The organism is Stenotrophomonas sp. YIM B13575 (assembly GCF_042787595.1).
GTDB classification, from domain to species: Bacteria; Pseudomonadota; Gammaproteobacteria; order Xanthomonadales; family Xanthomonadaceae; genus Stenotrophomonas; species Stenotrophomonas lactitubi_B.
The window spans coordinates 31231-51233 of sequence record NZ_JBHZOP010000018.1; the positions used below are offsets into that span (position 1 = coordinate 31231).

Sequence of the window (20003 nt, forward strand, 5' to 3'; positions counted from 1 at the left end):
TTGTCCCCAACTGCCGCCGGAGTAATCCATGTTCAGCAAAGACCTCGAACACACCATCGGCCAGTGCTACAAGCGCGCCCGTGAGGCCCGACATGAGTTCATGACGGTCGAACACCTGCTGCTGGCACTGCTCGACAACCCGTCCGCTCAGGCCGTACTGAAGGCCTGTGGTGCCGACGCCGACCGCCTGCGCCAGGAGCTGGAGCAGGCCATCGAGGCTTCCGTGTCCCGCCTGGCCGAAGATGATGGCCGCGATACCCAGCCGACCCTGGGCTTCCAGCGCGTTCTGCAGCGGGCCGTGTACCACGTGCAGTCCTCCGGCAAGAAGGAGGTCACCGGCGCCAACGTGCTGGTCGCCATCTTCGGCGAAAAGGACTCCCACGCCGTCTATTACCTCAACCAGCAGGACGTCACCCGGCTGGATGTGGTCAATTATCTGTCCCACGGCATCGCCAAGCTGGGTGAGGAAGGCGAGCAGCCGTCCTCGTCCGAGGGCGAGGGCCGCATGGAAGGGGGCGAGGGCGAGCCGAAGGGCGATGCCCTGACCGAGTTCGCCAGTAACCTCAACGAACAGGCCCGCGCCGGTCGCATCGACCCGCTGGTCGGCCGTGCCGACGAGATCGAACGCACCATCCAGGTCCTGTGCCGCCGCCGCAAGAACAACCCGCTGTACGTGGGCGAGGCTGGCGTCGGCAAGACGGCCATTGCCGAGGGCCTGGCCCGGCGCATCGTCGAAGGCTCGGTGCCGGACGTGCTGGCCGATGCGGTCATCTACTCGCTCGACCTGGGCGCGCTGGTGGCCGGCACCAAATACCGTGGCGACTTCGAGAAGCGCCTGAAGGGTGTGCTGACCGCGTTGAAGAAGGTGCCCAATGCGGTGCTGTTCATCGACGAGATCCACACCATCATCGGCGCCGGTTCGGCGTCGGGCGGCACCATGGATGCCTCCAACCTGATCAAGCCGGCACTGGCGTCGGGCGAGCTGCGCTGCATCGGCTCGACCACGTTCCAGGAATACCGCGGCATCTTCGAGAAGGACCGGGCGCTGGCCCGTCGCTTCCAGAAGATCGACATCGTCGAGCCGACCGTGGGCGAGACCTACGAGATCCTGCAGGGCCTGAAGTCCAAGTACGAAGCCCACCACGGCGTGACCTACGCCGATGAAGCGCTGCAGGCTGCGGTCGACCTGTCGGTCAAGCACATCGCCGACCGCCTGCTGCCGGACAAGGCCATTGACGTGATCGATGAGGCCGGTGCCCGCCAGCGCCTGTTGCCGGAAGGGCAGCGCAAGGAGCTGATCGACGTCGAAGAAGTCGAGGCCATTGTCGCCAAGATGGCGCGCATCCCGGCCAAGCAGGTCAGTGCCACTGACAAGGATGTGCTGCAGCATCTGGAGCGCAACCTGAAGATGGTGATCTTCGGCCAGGATCCGGCCATCGGCACCCTGGCCTCGGCCATCAAGCTGGCGCGCTCGGGCCTGGGCAATCCGGAAAAGCCGATCGGCAACTTCCTGTTCGCCGGTCCCACCGGTGTCGGCAAGACCGAGGTGACCAAGCAGCTGGCGCTGCAGCTGGGCATCGAGCTGGTCCGTTTCGACATGTCCGAGTACATGGAGCCGCATTCGATCAGCCGCCTGATCGGTGCGCCTCCGGGCTACGTCGGCTTCGACCAGGGCGGCCTGCTGACCGAGAAGATCGTCAAGACGCCGCACTGCGTGCTGCTGCTGGATGAAATCGAGAAGGCGCACCCGGACATCTTCAACATCCTGTTGCAGGTGATGGACCGCGGCGTGCTGACCGACACCAACGGTCGCGAAGCCAACTTCAAGAACGTGGTGCTGGTGATGACCACCAATGCCGGCGCGGCGCAGGCCTCGCGGCGTTCGATCGGCTTCACCAAGCAGGACCACGCCACCGATGCGATGGAGACCATCCGTCGCGCGTTCACGCCGGAATTCCGCAACCGCCTCGATGCGGTGGTGCAGTTCCAGCCGTTGGGCTTCGAGCACATCCTGCGCGTGGTGGACAAGTTCCTGATCGAGCTGGAGATGCTGCTGCAGGAGAAGCACGTCAGCCTGTCGGCCACCCCGACCGCGCGCGACTGGCTGGCCCACCACGGCTTCGACCCGCTGATGGGCGCCCGCCCGATGGCGCGGGTGCTGCAGGACAAGGTCAAGCGCCCGCTGGCCGACGAACTGCTGTTTGGCAAGCTGGTCAATGGCGGCAAGGTCAGCATCGACGTGCGCAACGACGAGCTGGTGGTCGAGGCGCAGGCCGAGCCGGAACGACTGTTGCCGGCCACGGTGGAGTAAGGCTGTGCCGGGCATTGCCTGGCGGCGGAAGCAACGACAGGGCGGCGCAGGCCGCCCTTGTCGTGTCAGTCCTTCAGCGGCCGCGCTGGCGGGCCATGCGCTTGAAGGTAGCGGCTTCCAAAGGTTCGATCCGATCGACCGTGCAGCTGGCGCGGTCGGTCTTCAGCTCGCTGCGTGAATCGCCGCACAGCTGGTTGCTCTCGCCCTGGGTTTCAAACGCCAGCCGGCGCGAGGTCACGGCGCTGCTGCAGGTGCGAGTGAACACGACGCGGTAGTGCTGGTCACCATTGCGCAGCAGCACATCGCGATCGGCGCCGGCGCGGACGATCTGCTGGTCCTCGCTCAAGGCAATGCAGCTGTCGCCAGTGGCGGCTGGCGGCGTGTCGGCCGCCTGGGCGACGGGTGCGATCAGGGCAGCAGTGATGAGTGCGAGCGCGGCGAAGCCGGCGGGCAGGGAAGACGTGTTCATGGCGGGGGCAGGGGGTGGCGATCCGGACTGGATCGGGTGCCACGATGACGCCGCCGGTGCGAATGCGAATCTGCCGCAAGCATGGCTGACCGATGTCACGGTGCATTCGGTCAGGGTGCCGTCCGGCAGGGCCGGATTTCAGGCATGACAAAAGGCCAGCGTCCAGGGCTGGCCTTGTCGGGGTGGCGCAACGCGCCAGCCGCTTACTTCATTCGGTAGGTGATACGACCCTTGGTCAGGTCGTACGGGGTCATTTCAACCTTGACCCGGTCACCGGTGAGGATGCGGATGTAGTTCTTGCGCATGCGGCCGGAGATGTGGGCGATGATTTCGTGCCCATTTTCCAGACGAACGCGGAAAGTGGTGTTCGGCAGCGTCTCGCTGACGGTGCCCTCGAACTCGATGGAATCGTCTTTCGACATGTAGTCCTGTGCGGTTCAGAAAACGGCCACGTTGGGCCTAAGGCGCAGCATTTTACGCGTCAAACGCCCAGCTTGCAAAGATTGTGTTATTCCCCGGCAAAATCCGCTGCCGGCACGCGCCCGACCAGCTGGGTCCAGGCACCTTCCCGGCCCGGCGCCTGCACCGCGCTGCGGACCTGCTCCAGAAACGGCGCGCGCGGCAGGTGCTCGGCACCCATGCGCAGCAGGTGCGGGTTCTCCACCTGCGCATCGATCAGTGGCCAACCCCAGCCGTGCAGCGTGCGTGCCAGTGCCGCCAGCGCCACCTTGGAGCCGCCGCTGGCGCCACTGAACATGCTTTCGCCGAAGAACATCGCGCCGATGGCCACGCCGTAGATGCCGCCGACCAGCGTCTGCCGGTCCCACACTTCGAAGGAATGCGCGAAACCCAGGTCGTGCAGCTGGCTGTAGGCATCCACCATCGCCGGGCTGATCCAGGTGCCGTCCTGGCCGGGACGGGGCGCGCTGGCGCAGGCACGCATCACCTGGCTGAAGGCGGTATCGGCGGTCACTTCCCAGTTGCTGCCGCGCAGTTGCCGGCGGAACCTGCTGCTCAGGTGCACACCGTCGGTACGGAACACCATGCGCGGGTCCGGCGACCACCACAGGATCGGCTCGCCCTCGCTGAACCACGGAAAGATGCCGCCGGCATAGGCGTTGAGCAGGCGCAGCGGGTGCAGGTCACCGCCCACGGCCAGCAGGCCATCGGGTTGGCGCAGCGCGGTCTCGGCTGGCGGGAAGGGGGCATCCGGCGCATCGGCCAGGCGCCAGGGCAACTGACGGGTCATGCCGGCATTGTATTCGTCGTGGCGATACGCGATGTCTGGCACCATCACGCTTCACCGGCAAGGAGCCCCGCATGAGCGACCCCATCACCGCCATCCTCGATGCGCACGATGCGCCGCGCACACGCAATGACAGCCTGGGCATGCTGTTGACCCTGGCCAGCGAAGACCGCCCCCAACTTGGCGCGCTGCTGCTGCAGGCGCTGGAGCGCCGCTCGCCCAGCTCCACCTTTCTCGATACGGCGCTGGATCTGCTGCCGGATGAAGCTGTCGCGCCGGTCTGTATCGATGCCTGGCGGCGCTATCGTGACGGCGAGCGCAGTGAGCTGCTGACCAGCGTGCTGGAGTTCGCCAGCTACCAGGCGCCGCACACGCTGCAGGACGACTGGGACGCGCTGCTGGCGGTCGCCATCGAAGATGACATCCAACTGGCCCCGCAGATCTGGCAGGCGCTGCCGCCGCCGCTCGCGGCGGACTGGGCGCATCGGTTGACCGACGCCGATGACGATCGCGAACTGGAACGCGCCAAGGCGCTGCTGTTGGCGACCCAGCCGGAAACTCACGCCGCCGCCCGTGGCTACCTGGCCGACTGGAGCGACCTGGATGCGCAGGTCTGGGCGCACTGGGCAGGCCTGGCTGATGGCCCTCGGCTGCGCCGCCTGCATGGTCAGCAACCGCTGCACCTGCGCTTTGGAAGCAGGCAGCACCGCGCACAGGTGGCCGAAGAGCCGGGCTGGCGCAAGCGGATCTGGCGGCTGCACCCCACCTGGAATGGCGGTCAGGTGCAGCATGCGGGCAACATGGGCGGCCCGCTCGACGCCTCGTGTGGCAGCTGCCATGCACCGCTGCAGCGTCTGTTGCAGACCGACGCTGCGGCGCTGGAGGAAGGCGCGGCCGGCTCGATCACCCTGGGCCTGTGCCTGGACTGCTGCGGCTGGGAAGATCCGCCCGTGCGCTTCTATCGCCACGATGCGGAAGGCGTGCCGAGCTGCCACCCCAGCCAGCACCGCGAAGTGCCGGTCAATCCCACCGACAGCGGCGACCTGATGCCGGCCGACGTCGGTCTTGCTGCGATGGACAGCCCTCGCTGGCAGCAGCAGGACTGGGGCCAGTCCAATCATCGGCAGAACCTGTCGCGCGTGGGCGGCGCGCCGAGCTGGGTGCAGAGCGCGCACTACCCGGCGTGCATCGACTGCGGCGAGCAGATGCCTTTCGTGATGCAGCTCGACTCAACGTTGCCGACCACCAATGAAGGCATGTTGCTGTGGGGGAGTGGCGGCATGCTCTACAGCTTCTGGTGCGGCAAGTGCCGGGTGAGCGGGCACTTCTGGCAGTGCACCTGAGCGCAGTGCCCTGAACTGCTCTGGTAGGTGCCAACCTTGGTTGGCACGCTTCTCCGGCGCTACGGTTCCGCACGAAACGGGCTATGCCCCTGCAGTTCCTGCTGGTAGCGCCGCACATCCCGCCGCTCCTGCCGGCACCAGTCGCGCAGCGCCTCGGCAAACTCCGCATCGGCCACCCAGTGCCGGCTTCGCACGATGGTCGGCAGGAAGCCACGCGCCAGTTTGTGCTCGCCCTGCGCGCCAGGCTCGAAGCGGGCTATCCCCTCGCGCAGGCAGTATTCGATGCCCTGGTAGTAGCAGGCCTCGAAGTGCAGACCGGGCAGGGTGGCGCCGCCCCAGTAACGGCCGTAGAGCGTGTCGCCACCACGCAGGCACAGCGCACCGGCAATGGGTTCGCCGTCCTGTCCGGCCAGGAACAGCACCAGCCCACGGCCCAGTGAAATTGCCAGATGGCGCAGGAATGCCTCGGTCAGCGCTGGCGCGTTGCCGTATTCCAGGAAGGTCTGCAGGTAGAAGCGGTACATGGCTTGCAGATCGGCGCGGCTCGCTTCGTCGCCATGCACCACCCGGAAGCTGATGCCCTGTCGGGTGACCTTGGCCCGCTCCTGGCGGATGTTCTTGCGGTGCTTGTGGTTCATGGCACCGAGGAACTGCTCGAACGTGCTCCAGTCGCCCGGGTTCTGCCACTGGAACTGGATGTCCTCGCGCAGCAGCCAGTCGTCGCCGAAAGCGGTCTCGTCAGCTGCCGTGTGGAAATTGATGTGTGCTGACGACACGCCGAGTGCGGGCATCTGTTCGCGCACTGCCGTCAGCAGCGCAACACGCTGCGAATCGTCACGGGCCAGCAGGCGCGGGCCGGTCACCGGCGAGTACGGCACAGCGCCGAGCCATTTCGGGTAGTAGTCGCGTCCGTGGCGCGCATAGGCATTGGCCCAGGCATGGTCGAAAACGAACTCGCCGTGCGAGTTGGTCTTCAGGTAGCCGGGAAGGGCGCCGACCAGGGTGTCCCCGTCCCAAAGGGTGAAATGCTGCGGCTGCCAGCCCCAGTCCTCGCGCAGGCAGCCATAGGTTTCCAGGCCGGCAAGGAATGCGTGGCTGACGAACGGGTTGCGGCCGTCGTGCAGGGCATCCCAGTCGGTGGCGGGAATGGACTGCAGGGAGTCGAGGAAGCGGGCGGAGTGCATGGGGAGAAAGGATAGGGCAGGACGATCACGAACGGTGTTGGCGGGGCCGGGTTGGTTTGTTCTGGTTGGGGATGAGGGAAGTTTGAAATCTCCATCGGTGTGCGCCTGGTGCGGAATCGCTGGCGCATGGCTGGGCAGGGTGGCGGGGCGCTGCATGAGCGGCGTGCATCCCGCCACATGGAGAAATCAATAATGAAGGGATTGAAGCTTGCAACTGCCGTGGTCGCGTGCGGCCTGTTCTTTGTGTCACCAGTGTTGGCTTCTGGAGTCGAGCACTCGTCCTCAGTCGAAGATCCGGGCATGTATGCCGAGCTGCTGGCGCTGCTTGAACGCGAGATTGGCGCCCAGTTGACGCGTCATCTGCAAGAGGAGGGCAGGTTGCGCCAAGTGACTGTGAGTGTGGCAGTCGATCCGCAAAAGCGCAGGATGGTGGTCGACTTCGGCCCCGGATACCTTCCGGGCGATGAGCAGAACTATGGAGAGCTCTTCCTCATCCCATTGGCCGCTGATCTTCGGCATTACTCGGATCAGGCAGGCTTGGAAATCCTGGATGTGGAGTTCCTTTTTCAGGGCAAGCCAATAGAGGCGCATTTTCCAGAAGATCACCCTTTGCCGAGGACGGCGAAATCCCGATCCGCGCACACGCGGGCTCTGGTTTCATCGAGTCATGGATATATTGCCTTGCATCCCAGCAGGGCGTGGGAATTCCAGCGCCCCGCTCCGCTCGGCCTGCAGGAGGACGTATTGAGCCCTACATACGGGGACGAACTGCAGGATTTGCTGGAGCAGCGAAGTGGATTGGTGGTGCATCGCGCTCGCAGTCGTTCTAAAGACCCGCATCCGGAGTCTGGCTACCCTTGGGAACAGATGTCTTCCAGGTATCACCTGAAAGCGCTCTTCCCCGAACGTGCCGACATATGGAATGAACTTCCAAATAGTCCCAGCAGTGATCGAGAGGTGAAGGAGGATATCCGTGCTCGTCCCAACTACGCCAATCACCTTGGCGTCGACGTAATGCTGAGCCTGCACACGAATGGAAACCCCTCCCCCGGCGTTCGCGGCGCCGAGGTCTATCATCATCGGACCAAGCCAGAGGACAAGGCGCTGGGTGACAGCATCCTGTGCGGCATGAGAGAGGTGATCCATGCGCAGCCCGGGTACGAGAGTTTTCCTATTCGAGCCGAATCGGTTGCTGAAGGCCACGGCGAGAACCGCATTGGCACGATGCCGTCGGTAATCGTCGAGACTGCCTATCACTCCAATCCGGAGGATGTTGCGGCACTGCAGGATCCTGTATTCCGCTCCGCCGCCATGAAAGGCGTTGAGAAGGGCTATCGCTTGTGGGCTACCGGAAAGTCCTGCGGGCAGTTCGCACTGCAGCCAATTTCCGACATCGAAGTTCCGCTCCAGACTTCGCGCGATGTGAACGTGAGCTTCCTGGGGAACCCCCAATACCCGTTGGGAATTGAAGTTGCGGTGGCAGATTGCCGCCCGCCTGGAGTCTGCACGCCATGGAAGGGCCGCTTCGAAGATCCCGATGCGCCAGTGAAGTTTGAAGTGAGCTGCTCGTCCACGCGACCGGGAACAGTGCGCTGGAAGGTCCTGATGCGCGATGCAGACGGTGTCGCTGCGGCACCGGTGGAGTTCAATCAGTCCTGTGTGCGCGCCTAATCGCCCGTCTTCCAGGGAGAAAGTGTCAATCCCATTCAGAACGTGGCACTGAAAACGCCAAGGCCGGCGCATTGGCGTCGGCCTTGGCTCACCCGACAACGCTGACAGCATGGGGAGGGCACGGCCGATGCCGTTCAGTGTTCGCCAATGGACTGCTTGCCTTTCTCAAAATTCTCGGGGAACTGTTCGAGGCTGGCGAGGATTGGCTTGTTGCGGCATTGGTCGGCGCGATGGGCCTGAGGGAAGTTGTGAATTCGCGGATCTGAAACGCCTGGCATTACATCCCTTTTGAGGGCTTGGCAGTGTTGGCCCGTGCGACACGCGTGGCGCACTCCCAAACCTCTTAAAGGAACTGATATGACTTTCGTGCGCGCGTTCCGCCGCATTGGATTGGCGTCGATCATTGCCTGCACATTACCCTGTCCGCAGGCGCTTACTCAGCCTTTACCGCCCGCCGCTGAGACAGATGTGGCGTTGGATCTTCTATTGACGCGGCAGGCACAGAAGATCCTGGATGACCACCAGATGCGCAGGTCCAGATCCACGGGCATATCAGTGGGCGCCTCGGTTGATATCCAGCAACGGAAGCTCGTCATCAGCTTCGGGGCTGGAATCCTGCCGTCGGAGGACGATCATTCGCTCGAGGAACTGGAGCAGTACATCAGGAACACCCTGGAGGCCTACACGATGCAGGCCGGCGTAGGCGAAGTTGAAACGGTCATTCTTTACGAGGGAAAGCCCTACTGGGAACACTTTCCTCGCGACATCAGTGCGCAACAGCAAGGCTCTGCCAGGCAGGCAGGGGGCCAGGTTCTTGTCTCAGCCAGTCACGGGTTGCTGAGAGTGCACCCTGGCATGGGGTGGGAATTCCAGCGGCCTGTACGCAATGGTGTGCAGGAGGATCTGATTACGCCCGGATATGCGGACGAGTTGCAACGGCTGCTGGAAGATCGCGGGAGTGTGGCCGTGCATCGTGCGCGTCGCGGCGGGGGCGGTGCGCACCCGGATTCAATGCGTCCGTGGTACGAGATGTCAGCTCGTTACCATCTCAAGGATCTTCTTCCGGATCGGACAGATATCTGGAACCACTTTGCGAACAGTACTGCGAGCGACAGGGAGGTGTCAGATGACATCCGTGCTCGACCGTACTACGCCAACCATCTCGGCGTTGCAGGGATGCTCAGTATTCACACCAATGCGGATGTCCCAGGCGTTGCCCGTGGGTCAAGGGTTTTCTACCATTCAAGCAAGCCAGCGGATCGACAGCTCGCCGATCTGACGTTGTGCTACATGCGGGAGCTCATCACCGCACAGGAGGGTTACGCTGACTTTCCTGTTCCCCGAGGTGGCGCCGCCGCAGGGCATGGTGAAAACAACTTCGCAACCATGCCGTCCATAGTGGTCGAGGTGGCTTTTCACACAAATGCTGAAGACGCAGCCGCCTTGCTGGATCCAGTGTTCCGCACTGCCTCCATGAAGGGAGTCGAGAAGGGCTACCGGCTCTTCCGCGAAGGCAAGGGCTGCGTTCCGTTGAAAGCCGAGCCCATCCAGGGAATCCAGTTGCCCCAGGGAAGCTCACAGCAGGTTGATGTCGCCTTCGAGGGCTATCCGCAGTACCCCATCGAACTGGTCACCACGAACGTGGGCTGCCCGCCCGGATGGACCTGTAGCGACGGAAAGGTTCACATCACTACCCCCGAGGACAAACCCAGCCAGATCACCCTGCGGTGCGAGAACGCCGGGAGTGCGCCAATTCTGTGGGATACGCGGGTCGTGGACGCCGATGGCGTGAAATCGCCGCCTGTGCGCCACGTCGTGCAGTGCATCCGAACGTCGCGCGGATCGAATGGGGCTCCGATCAGCCCTGCCGGTGTGGAGCCCGCGACGGCGGGTTGAGTGCTTTGAAGCGGGCGCTTTCGCGCCCACTTCGAGTCAACCACTCCTCGACGCTACAGAAGCCAGCCTCAGCTGGCCTTGCCCTGTGCATCCAGGTAACGTTCTGCATCCAGTGCGGCCATGCAGCCGAAGCCGGCCGAGGTGATCGCCTGGCGGTAGTGCTGGTCGGCCACGTCACCGGCGGCGAACACGCCTTCCACCGAGGTCTGGGTAGCGTTGCCGCCCAGGCCCGAGCGGATTTCCAGGTAACCGTTGTTCATGGTCAGCTGGCCGTCGAACAGCTGGGTGTTCGGGTGGTGGCCGATGGCCACGAAGAAGCCGTGCGCATCGATGTCGCGGGTGCTGCCGTCCAGGGTCGACTTCACGCGCACGCCGGTCACGCCGGCCTCGTTGCCCAGCACTTCTTCCACCTGGTGGTGCCAGACGGTCTCGATCTTGCCGGCTTCGACTTTGGCGAACAGCTTGTCCTGCATGATCTTCTCCGCCTTCAGGGTGTCGCGGCGGTGGACCAGGTAGACCTTGCGGGCGATGTTGGACAGGTACAGCGCTTCTTCCACGGCGGTGTTGCCGCCGCCGACCACGACCACGTCCTGGTCACGGTAGAAGAAGCCGTCGCAGGTGGCGCAGGCGGAGACGCCGCGGCCCTTGAACTCGTCTTCGGTCGGGATGCCCAGGTACTTGGCGGTCGCGCCGGTGGAGATGATCAGGGCGTCACAGGTGTACTCGTGGCTGTCGCCGATCAGCTTGAACGGGCGCTGCGACAGGTCCGCGGTGTGGATGTGGTCGAAGATGACCTCGGTCTCGAAGCGCTCGGCGTGGGCCTGCATGCGCGCCATCAGGTCCGGGCCCATCAGGCCATGGGCGTCACCCGGCCAGTTGTCCACTTCGGTGGTGGTCATCAGCTGGCCACCCTGCTGCAGGCCGGTGATGACGACCGGCTTCAGGTTGGCGCGGGCAGCGTAGACGGCAGCGGTCCAACCGGCCGGGCCGGAACCGAGGATGACAAGACGCTGGTGGCGGGAGGGCAGGCTGGTGCTCATGTAGACTCGCGAAAAGGTAGATGGGACAAGGCGCGGCGATGTTTGCACAGCATCCTTGGCTGGTCATAGAGTGGCGGCTGGGGCAGGGCGATTCAAGCCGATGAACAGAACAGCGCCATCCACGGGCGGTTTCCGGCCCTGTCCCCGCTTGCGCGGCAACGGATAACTGAAAACTGACGCCGTCTCGTTTATTATCAAACACTAACAGCGCATTCCAAAGGTATGGTCTAAGGTGGCGAAGCAGGTCCCCGAACGCTCCAAGTCCGACGACAAAAAGCCATCGCGTCGCACGGCGGCAGCGCCCACGACCGACAATCCACGCCGTCAGCGCCTGTGGCGCGACCTGGGTCTGATCGCCATCGCGCCGGCGCTGCTGTATCTGGCTGCCAGCCTTTTCACCTATTCAGCGACGGACCCGGGCTGGTCGCACACCGGCAGCGTGGTCGCGCCGGTACACAACATGGGCGGCCGCGCGGGTGCGTGGATCGCCGACGTGCTGCTGCAGCTGTTCGGCTACATCGCCTTCCTGCTGCCGGTGGTGCTGGGCGCGCTGGCCTGGATTGCGATGTTCGGCCTGAAGCGCGAGAGCAAGGGCGAGAACGATCTGGACCCCGCATTGCGGCTGGTCGGGCTGGTCGGCTTCCTGATTGCCGGCACTGGCTTCCTGCACGTGCGCCTGTTCAGTGGTGATGTCTCCAGTGCCGGCGGCATCCTCGGCAAGCTGGTCGGCAATTCGCTCAGCGTGGGCTTTGGCGCGCTGGGCGCCAACCTGTTCGTGCTGGTGCTGCTGCTGGCCTCGATCACCTTGGCCACAGGCCTGTCCTGGTTCGTGGTGATGGAGAAGATCGGTCGCGGCGTGATGTCGCTGGCGCCGTTGCTGGAGCGCAAGAAGGAGCAGGCCACCGAATGGCAGCAAACCCGCGTGATGCGCGAGGAGCGCCAGGAAGTGCGCAAGGCCGATGCCGAAGTGCGCGCCAAGCGCGAGCCGGTGAAGATCGAGCCGCGCCCCGAGCCGGTGATCGAAAAGAGCGACCGGGCCAAGCGCGACAACCAGATCCCGATGTTCCGCGGCGTCAATGGCGACGGCTCGGACCTGCCGCCGCTGGCCCTGCTGGATGATCCCAAGCCGCAGCCGGTGGGCTATGACAAGGACACCCTCGACGCGCTGTCGCGGCAGATCGAGTTCAAGCTCAAGGACTTCCGCATCGATGCCCAGGTGGTCGGCGCCAACCCAGGCCCGGTCATCACCCGCTTCGAGATCGAGCCGGCGCCGGGCATCAAGGTCAGCCAGATCAGTTCGCTGGACAAGGACATCGCCCGCGGCCTGTCGGTCAAGTCGGTGCGTGTGGTCGATGTGATCCCGGGCAAGTCGGTGATCGGCCTGGAAATCCCCAACGTCACCCGCGAGATGATCTACCTGTCCGAGCTGCTGCGCTCGAAGGAATACGACAAGTCGGCCAGTTCGCTGACCCTGGCGCTGGGCAAGGACATCGCCGGCCGCTCGACCGTGGCCGACCTGGCGCGCATGCCGCACCTGCTGGTGGCCGGCACCACCGGTTCGGGCAAGTCGGTGGCGGTCAACGCGATGGTGCTGAGCCTGCTGTTCAAGGCGTCGCCGAAAGACCTGCGGATGCTGATGATCGACCCGAAGATGCTCGAACTGAGCGTCTACCAGGGCATCCCGCACCTGCTGGCGCCGGTGGTCACCGACATGAAGGAGGCCGCCAACGGCCTGCGCTGGTGCGTGGCCGAGATGGAGCGCCGCTACAAGCTGATGAGCGCGGTGGGCGTGCGCAACCTGGCCGGCTTCAACAAGAAGGTGAAGGACGCGCAGGACGCCGGACAGCCGATGATGGACCCGCTGTTCAAGCCGAACCCGGAGCTGGGCGAGGCGCCGCGGCCGTTGGAGACGCTGCCGTTCATCGTCATCTTCATCGACGAATTCGCCGACATGATGATGATCGTCGGCAAGAAGGTCGAAGAGCTGATCGCGCGCCTGGCGCAGAAGGCACGTGCGGCCGGCATCCACCTGATCCTGGCCACCCAGCGCCCGTCGGTGGACGTCATCACTGGCCTGATCAAGGCCAACATTCCTACCCGCATCGCCTTCCAGGTCAGCTCGAAGATCGATTCGCGCACCATCCTCGACCAGTCCGGCGCCGAGACGCTGCTCGGTCACGGCGACATGCTGTACCTGCCGCCCGGCACGGCGATGCCCGAGCGTGTGCACGGCGCCTTCGTGTCCGATGAAGAAGTGCATCGCGTGGTCGAGCACCTCAAGGCGATGGGCCCGGCCGACTATGTCGACGGCGTGCTGGATGAAGTGCAGACGATGGGCGATGGCGTGGTGGTCGGTGCGACTGGCCTGCCGGAGACCAGTTCCGGCGGCGGCGATGAGTCCGACCCGCTGTACGACGAAGCGCTGCGTGTGGTCACCGAGACCCGTCGTGCCTCGATTTCCGGGGTGCAGCGTCGCCTGAAGATCGGCTACAACCGCGCAGCGCGACTGATCGAGGCCATGGAAGCGGCCGGTGTGGTCAGTTCGCCCGAGCACAACGGCGACCGCACGGTGCTGGCACCGCCGCCGCCGAAGTAAGCCCTGCCGCATTCCCGACGTCCAAGGAACCGACGCATGCTTCAACCCGTTTCCTGCGCGCTGGCGCTGGCCTGCCTGCTGGCAGCCGGCCCGGCGCTGGCCGATGCCGCAGCGACAGCCGTACCCGCGGTCGCGCCGCCATCCACCGGCAGCGATGCCGAGGCCAGCAACAACTTCAGCTTCGTCCGCTACCGCGCCGACTACCAGGTGCGTGCCGACGCCGGCAACGTACAGACCGAAACCTACGAGATCCTGCTCAAGACCAAGGCAGCGGTGGAGCAGTTCAGCCAGGTGCGGTTGAGCTACAGCGAGAAGATGGAAACGCTGGACGTGGTCAACGCCTATACGCTGACCGCCGACGGCCAGCGCCGCGAGGTCCCGGCCGATCGCATCTACACCCAGGAAAGCTATTCCAGTGCCTCGGCGGCGATGTATGCCGACCGCAAGGTGCGGGTGATCGTGTTCCCCAACCTGGCGCCGGGTACGCGGCTGTTCTACCAGGTGCGGCGGACCCAGCTGACGCCGTACTTCCCGGGCTACTTCGGCCTGTGGGAAACCTTCAATGTGTTCACCCAGTACGACGACGCCGAGGTGACCCTGAGCGCGCCGGCCAATCTGCCCATGTTCGTGGACAGCCGTGGCGTGCAGGGCAGCGATCGCCCGGTGCTGAAGAACGGCCAGGCGCAGTGGCGCTGGCGCTACCAGCGCCGCGAGCCGATGCAGGCGCAGAACTGGTCGGCGGCGGTGTGGGAGTTCGGGCCGAACATCATGGCCAGCACCTACCGCGACTGGGCGCAGATGGGCCGCGCCTATCAACTGAAGGCAGGGCCGGCCGCGCAGGTCACCCCGGAGATCCAGGCGCTGGCAGACGAAGTCACCGCCGGCGTCAGTGACCGTCGCGCGCAGGCCGATGCGCTGTACCGCTGGGTCGCGCAGAACATCCGCTACGTGGCGGTGTATCTGGGCAATGGCGGCCTGGAGCCGAACAGTGCGCAGAGCATCCTCGACAACCACTACGGCGACTGCAAGGACCACGTAACGATCCTGGAAGCGCTGCTGGCGGCCAAGGGCATCACCAGTTCGCCGGTGCTGATCGGTGCCGGTGGCGGACCAACGCTGCCGAAGATTCCGCTGCTGGGCCGCTTCAACCACGCCATCACCTATGTGCCCGAGTTCGATCTGTACCTGGATTCGACCAGTGCCTGGGCGCGCTTCGGCCAGCTGCCCGATGGCGACCTCGGCGCGCCGGTGCTGCACACCCGCGATGCCACTCTGGCGCGCACACCTGCCAACGACCCGCAGCGCAACGCGACGGTGATGGACGTGCGCTTCAGCTTTGACGCGCAGGGCAATCTGCGTGGCGAGACGGTGCCGCAGCTGAGCGACAACGCCGAGATCGGCATGCGCGCGCAGTTCGCCCAGCTCAATGCGCAGAACCGCGCGCGCGCTGAAGAATCGATCATGGCCGCGTCCGGTTTCGATGGCCGCGGCCAGCTGCAGCTGCAGGGGGTGCCGGTCGACCTGACCCGGCCGTTCGGTTATCGCATGGCGTTTCAGGCCGAGGACTACGTGGACTTCGACGTGGCCGGCGGTATGGCCGTACCCGATCCGCCGGGTGGCGAATCGGTGCGTGGGCTGTATGCCAGTGCCTCGGCACCGGACAACGAGACGCCGTTCTACTGCAATGCCAGCCTGCGCGAGGAAACCTATCGCCTGCAGTTCCCGACCAATGCCCCGATCATCGCGATTCCCGGCAGCCAGCGGTTTGCCAATGCGGCCGGCGAGTATCGGGTCGACTGGAGCCGGCAGGGGCAGGAAGTGACCGTGCATCACCGCCTGCAGCAGAACGCGGTGCGCGGCGCCGAGGCGCTGTGCCAACCTCAGGACTACGCCGCATTCCGCGCGCTGTTCCGCGAGGTGCGCCGGGGCTTCCGTGGCCAGGTGCTGTACGGCAAGCTGCCCGGCGCTGGCGGCTGAATCGCCGATCAGCGATCAGGGCGTCATAATGGCGTCCTGATCGCCCATTCATCTTTTGCCGGGCACACTGGCACCCAACTTTCCTGGCCGCGCGCCCACAGGATTCCTGCATGAACCTTCGCCTCCGTCGTTTCCTTGCCACCACCACCCTGGCCGTGGCCTGCGCCGCCGCCGGCAGTGCCTGGGCCGGCGCCCGTGATGACCTGAAGACCTTCACCACCGGCCTGAAGGGCCTGGATGGGCAGTTCAGCCAGCAGGTGTTCGACAGCCGCGGCAAGGTCAAGGAATCCACCAGCGGCCGCGTCGCCTTGTCGGCGCCGCGCCTGTTCCGCTGGGAATACGTGCGCCCGCATGAGCAGCTGATCGTGGCTGACGGCAAGAAGGTCTGGATGTTCGAGCCGGACCTGGAGCAGGCGACCGTGCGCGAGCAGGGCAAGGAAGAGCAGAACAGTCCGCTGACCGCGCTGATCAACCCGGCGCTGCTGGAACAGCAGTACGACGTCAGCGAAGAGGCTGCACAGCGTGACGGCCTGCAGTGGCTGTCGCTGTCGCCGAAGCGCGATACCGAAGCCAGCTTCCAGTACGCCGCGCTGGGCTTCAACGCGCAGGGCCTGGCGAAGATGGAGATCACCGACGCCGTGGGTCAGCGCACCGTGATCAGCTTCAGTGGCTGGAAGCGCAACCCCACCTTCGCCGCCAACACCTTCCGCTTCACCCCGCCGGCCGGCACCGACGTCATCGGCAACTGATCGTGGCCGCCGGGCATGGCCCGGCGCTACCTGCTCTGGTGGGTGTCAACCTTGGTTGACACGCTTTCGGCCGGCTCATCCGTTGTCTGGGTGAACAATGACCTGCCACGCAGCGCCATCAAATCGCATCAGGTCCCAGGGCGTCAGCACCCACAGCGTGCTGCCGGCGGAACTAATGTCAACGATCGTCGCATTTCTCAGTTCTTCGGGGATGCCTTCCAGCAAGGGTTCAACCAAGCCAGTGACGAGGCTGTAGACGTACAACCCTTCATTTTCCGTGCCTATATAGATCTTCTGCTCGTGCTGGCAGGCGGAATTGAAATTGACCTCTTCGCCTACGTCGTGGCGCAGGCACTCAAATCCAGTGGAAATGTCGCCCGTAATGATGGTGCCTTCCGTGCCGACAAAGACGAGGCGACCCTGGTCAGTTCTGCAGGCATGAAACAGCTCCGCAGTGGTGACTTGCTCGGGCAGTGTCCAGTTCAAGCCATCCCAATGCGCAATCAGGCCATCAGAGCCGATTGCGTATAGGTCTGCTAAGCCGGTTCCGCAGAGGTCGTTCACGCTGGCCACGTCAAAACTGGCGAGCAACTCCCTGTACGCAGGGTCCTTGCGGCCCTCAGCAATCTGGTTGCGCGTTTCGTCGAACTTCCGGCGCAGCTCGGCCTCACGCTTCGCCGGATCAGTGGGTAGTGGGGCAGCGCCGTCAAGTTCAAATATGTGGCCGCAATACAAAAGCCACGTTTCGAAATCCATCGAATCAAGATCGTCCTCGAGGCTCCTGCGCTCGGGTGCGGGGAAGTGAGTGGGAAGTTGCTTCCACCCAGCCTCGTTGCGGTGATAGATCATTCCGTGCACACCGCAGCAGAACAGATCTTCACCCAGCTGCCGAATGCGGGTCAGGCCGCCTGTATCCGCCTTAATTCGCTCAATCGTGGCGCCAGCGCGGGTGTAGTCTTCCAGCTGTCCCCAGTAGTCCAGCGCAAGCACCCGCCGCGGGCCACTGTTGTCTGCTGCTGGGATGAATAGCGTGGACATGACCTGGAAGTCCGGCAGGTCGTGATGGAACCATCCTTCCTGAGGTACCCGACCAAAGACGAACATTCGGGTGGGCGGGCCGGGATCTGGATCGTAGTACTCATGGCCTGGGCCGAGGGCGGCAGCCAGGTAGTAGATGTCCGCGTCGACAGCGCAGCCGGCAACGAACTCAAGGACATTGGATTCGGGATCGCGCACGCGTAGGTCCTGGATGGTTGAGTTCCGAATTCTCGGTTGTTGGAGACGGCGCGTGGTGCTGAGGAGAGGTAAGCCTCGTTGAATCAGTGGCTTATCATTGGATTTGCTTCGGCGGTTACGGCCCATTTCCGACAGTTTCCGAGGTTGCCGGCCAGCGGCCGGCACTACCGTTCATGGTCCGCCGGGCACGGCCCGGCGCTACCGCCCCTGGTAGGTGCCAACCTTGGTTGGCACGCTCTCGCGGTACAATGACCACGTGCCAAGACATCGCTCCACTTCATTCCCCGGTCCCGATCTGCTGAGTGTCGATCGGGAACACATGCGCCCGCTGGCCGAGCGCATGCGCCCCCGCACCCTGGACGAAATGGTCGGGCAGAAGCGTCTGCTCGCGCCGGAAAGCGCGCTGCGCCGCGCCGTTGAATCCGGGCGCGTGCATTCGATGATCCTGTGGGGGCCGCCCGGCTGCGGCAAGACTACGCTGGCGTTGCTGCTGGCTGAATACTCCGACGCCGAATTCCGCGCCATTTCCGCGGTGCTGTCCGGCCTGCCGGAGGTGCGCCAGGTGCTGGCCGAGGCGGCGCAGCGCTTCGCCGAAGGCCGTCGCACGGTGCTGTTCGTCGACGAAGTGCATCGCTTCAACAAGGCGCAGCAGGATGCGTTCCTGCCGCATATCGAGCGCGGCACCATCCTGTTCGTCGGCGCCACCACCGAGAACCCGTCGTTCGAGTTGAACTCCGCGCTGCTGTCGCGTTGCCGCGTGCACGTGCTGGAAGGCGTCTCGCCGACCGACATCGTTGAAGCGCTGGAACGTGCATTGGGCGATCGCGAACGCGGCCTCGGCGAAGAACACATTGAGGTTGCGCCGGAGCTGCTGCTGGAAATCGCCACCGCTGCCGATGGCGACGTGCGTCGTGCGTTGACCCTGCTGGAAATCGCCGCCGAACTGGCGGGCGGGGAGGGTGGGCGTATCACGCCGCAGACCCTGACCCAGGTGCTGGCCGACCGTACTCGCCGTTTCGACAAGGGCGGTGAGCAGTTCTACGACCAGATCTCGGCGTTGCACAAATCCGTGCGCAGTTCCAATCCCGATGCCGCGCTGTACTGGCTCACGCGCATGCTCGACGGCGGCTGTGATCCGTCGTATCTGGCACGTCGACTGACCCGCATGGCCATCGAAGACATCGGTCTGGCCGACCCGCGCGCGCAGAGTATGGCGCTGGAGGCATGGGACATCTACGAGCGGCTGGGCAGCCCGGAAGGCGAGCTCGCCTTCGCCCAGCTGGTGCTGTACCTGGCCAGCACCGCCAAGTCGAATGCCGGCTATGCGGCCTTCAACCAGGCCAAGGCCGATGTGCGCGACAGCGGCACCGAAGAAGTGCCGCTGCACCTGCGCAATGCACCGACCAAGTTGATGAAGGAACTGGGCTACGGCGCCGAGTACCAGTACGACCACGACGCCGAGGGCGGCATCGCGCTGGATCAGACCGGTTTCCCCGATGCGATGGGCGAGCGGGTGTACTACAACCCGGTGCCGCGCGGACTGGAGATCAAGCTGAAGGAAAAACTCGACCGGCTGCGTGCCGAGCGCGAGGCGGCGAGGGCGGCCAAGAGCCGCTGAGCTTCGCTTCTGTAGAGTCGAGCCATGCTCGACTGCTTTTGACGACCGAGACCGCCGTTTACGCACACCCCCATAGTGGCGGATACGTCAGCCTGCGCCGATCAGTATCAGGTTGGTGCCTGTGGGATGAAGCCAGAGAAAGACTTCCTGCTTGCCCTTCCGATAGCCGGACGAGCAGACCGCCTGCCAACCCTTGCCACAATTGACCTCGGGGAATCCGTAGACGGTTGGGTGAGAGTACTCGCGTGGCGTTGCGACCCATCCAGCCTTTAACAGGGCACGACGCAGCGTTTTGTAGTCCATTTCCCATTGCGCACCCATTGCTTTTAGCGCGCCAGGCATTGGAGGCGGGTTTGCCTTGAGGCTGCCCATCATGTAGCCGGGCTCTATGTAGCCGGGTTCTGTTGAGGGCGGTGCGGACGTCAGGAGTAAGGCAATCAGGATGCTCTTCATCTGCCCGAGCGTAGTGGTGTTGCCACGCTAGTCAAATGGCGCTGACGCAAATGCCACTGTGAAGAGCAAAAGGGCCGTATGGAGGCCCCCTCCCCAGTGAGGCAGCCGAGCATGGCTTGTATGTTCCTCCCGGCTCCTACGAGGTATGTAGGAGCCAGGGTGGAGGGACCGTCAACATGATATCTGCGGGTAGCAGCCGACAGACGAGCCGAGC

General features: G+C 64.5%; 15 protein-coding genes. 8 read left to right on the forward strand and 7 right to left on the reverse strand.

The window, feature by feature from the left end:
- Nucleotides 1-28: 28 nt before the first annotated feature.
- Complete coding sequence (gene clpA / locus ACFX4F_RS04340; RefSeq protein ID WP_049467362.1) at nt 29-2311, forward strand: ATP-dependent Clp protease ATP-binding subunit ClpA; 2283 nt, start codon at nt 29-31, stop codon at nt 2309-2311.
- Between the two features lie 73 nt (nt 2312-2384).
- Here the strand turns inward: clpA and ACFX4F_RS04345 are convergent, their stop codons facing one another.
- From ACFX4F_RS04345 to aat, 3 genes are all read right to left on the reverse strand, one after another.
- Nucleotides 2385-2780, reverse strand: a complete 396-nt coding sequence (locus ACFX4F_RS04345; protein ID WP_380652620.1) for a hypothetical protein — start codon at nt 2778-2780, stop codon at nt 2385-2387.
- Nucleotides 2781-2983: 203 nt separating this feature from the next.
- Entirely contained in the window at nt 2984-3202 is a 219-nt protein-coding gene (gene infA, locus ACFX4F_RS04350) for a translation initiation factor IF-1 (RefSeq protein ID WP_005409596.1), read from the reverse strand.
- 86 nt (nt 3203-3288) lie between these two features.
- Nucleotides 3289-4029 carry a leucyl/phenylalanyl-tRNA--protein transferase gene (gene aat, locus ACFX4F_RS04355; protein WP_380652646.1) on the reverse strand — a complete coding sequence of 247 codons (741 nt, stop codon included), beginning with the start codon at nt 4027-4029 and terminating at the stop codon, nt 3289-3291.
- Nucleotides 4030-4100: 71 nt separating this feature from the next.
- Here aat and ACFX4F_RS04360 point away from each other — a divergent pair, with 71 nt between their 5' ends.
- Nucleotides 4101-5369, forward strand: a complete 1269-nt coding sequence (locus tag ACFX4F_RS04360) for a hypothetical protein (RefSeq protein WP_380652623.1) — start codon at nt 4101-4103, stop codon at nt 5367-5369.
- 59 nt (nt 5370-5428) lie between these two features.
- Here ACFX4F_RS04360 and ACFX4F_RS04365 read toward each other — a convergent pair whose 3' ends face one another.
- Nucleotides 5429-6553, reverse strand: coding sequence for a GNAT family N-acetyltransferase (locus tag ACFX4F_RS04365; protein WP_099818425.1), 1125 nt, complete (start codon nt 6551-6553; stop codon nt 5429-5431).
- Between the two features lie 192 nt (nt 6554-6745).
- Between ACFX4F_RS04365 and ACFX4F_RS04370 the strand changes: the two genes are divergently transcribed.
- Nucleotides 6746-8224, forward strand: a complete 1479-nt coding sequence (locus ACFX4F_RS04370) for an N-acetylmuramoyl-L-alanine amidase (protein WP_380652627.1) — start codon at nt 6746-6748, stop codon at nt 8222-8224.
- A gap of 357 nt (nt 8225-8581) precedes the next feature.
- Nucleotides 8582-10120 carry an N-acetylmuramoyl-L-alanine amidase gene (locus ACFX4F_RS04375; protein ID WP_380652630.1) on the forward strand — a complete coding sequence of 513 codons (1539 nt, stop codon included), beginning with the start codon at nt 8582-8584 and terminating at the stop codon, nt 10118-10120.
- Nucleotides 10121-10188: 68 nt separating this feature from the next.
- On the opposite strand, the gene trxB is transcribed toward ACFX4F_RS04375, so the two are convergent.
- Complete coding sequence (gene trxB / locus ACFX4F_RS04380; protein WP_025877237.1) at nt 10189-11160, reverse strand: thioredoxin-disulfide reductase; 972 nt, start codon at nt 11158-11160, stop codon at nt 10189-10191.
- A 232-nt stretch (nt 11161-11392) separates the two neighbouring features.
- Here trxB and ACFX4F_RS04385 point away from each other — a divergent pair, with 232 nt between their 5' ends.
- The 3 genes from ACFX4F_RS04385 to lolA all read left to right on the forward strand — a co-directional run bounded on the left by ACFX4F_RS04385 (nt 11393) and on the right by lolA (nt 16482).
- On the forward strand, nt 11393-13756 hold the full coding sequence (locus ACFX4F_RS04385; protein WP_380652634.1) for a DNA translocase FtsK: 2364 nt from the start codon (nt 11393-11395) through the stop codon (nt 13754-13756).
- A 36-nt stretch (nt 13757-13792) separates the two neighbouring features.
- Nucleotides 13793-15733, forward strand: a complete 1941-nt coding sequence (locus tag ACFX4F_RS04390) for a DUF3857 domain-containing protein (RefSeq protein WP_380652637.1) — start codon at nt 13793-13795, stop codon at nt 15731-15733.
- A 110-nt stretch (nt 15734-15843) separates the two neighbouring features.
- On the forward strand, nt 15844-16482 hold the full coding sequence (gene lolA, locus ACFX4F_RS04395) for an outer membrane lipoprotein chaperone LolA (protein ID WP_099818430.1): 639 nt from the start codon (nt 15844-15846) through the stop codon (nt 16480-16482).
- A 75-nt stretch (nt 16483-16557) separates the two neighbouring features.
- On the opposite strand, the gene ACFX4F_RS04400 is transcribed toward lolA, so the two are convergent.
- Entirely contained in the window at nt 16558-17718 is a 1161-nt protein-coding gene (locus ACFX4F_RS04400) for a hypothetical protein (protein WP_380652641.1), read from the reverse strand.
- A gap of 319 nt (nt 17719-18037) precedes the next feature.
- Between ACFX4F_RS04400 and ACFX4F_RS04405 the strand changes: the two genes are divergently transcribed.
- Nucleotides 18038-19336: a replication-associated recombination protein A gene (locus ACFX4F_RS04405; RefSeq protein WP_243379779.1), complete on the forward strand. Its 1299-nt coding sequence runs from the start codon at nt 18038-18040 to the stop codon at nt 19334-19336.
- A gap of 87 nt (nt 19337-19423) precedes the next feature.
- Here ACFX4F_RS04405 and ACFX4F_RS04410 read toward each other — a convergent pair whose 3' ends face one another.
- Nucleotides 19424-19789 (reverse strand): hypothetical protein, encoded by a 366-nt coding sequence (locus ACFX4F_RS04410; protein ID WP_133119574.1) that lies wholly within the window; start codon nt 19787-19789, stop codon nt 19424-19426.
- Nucleotides 19790-20003: the final 214 nt, after the last annotated feature.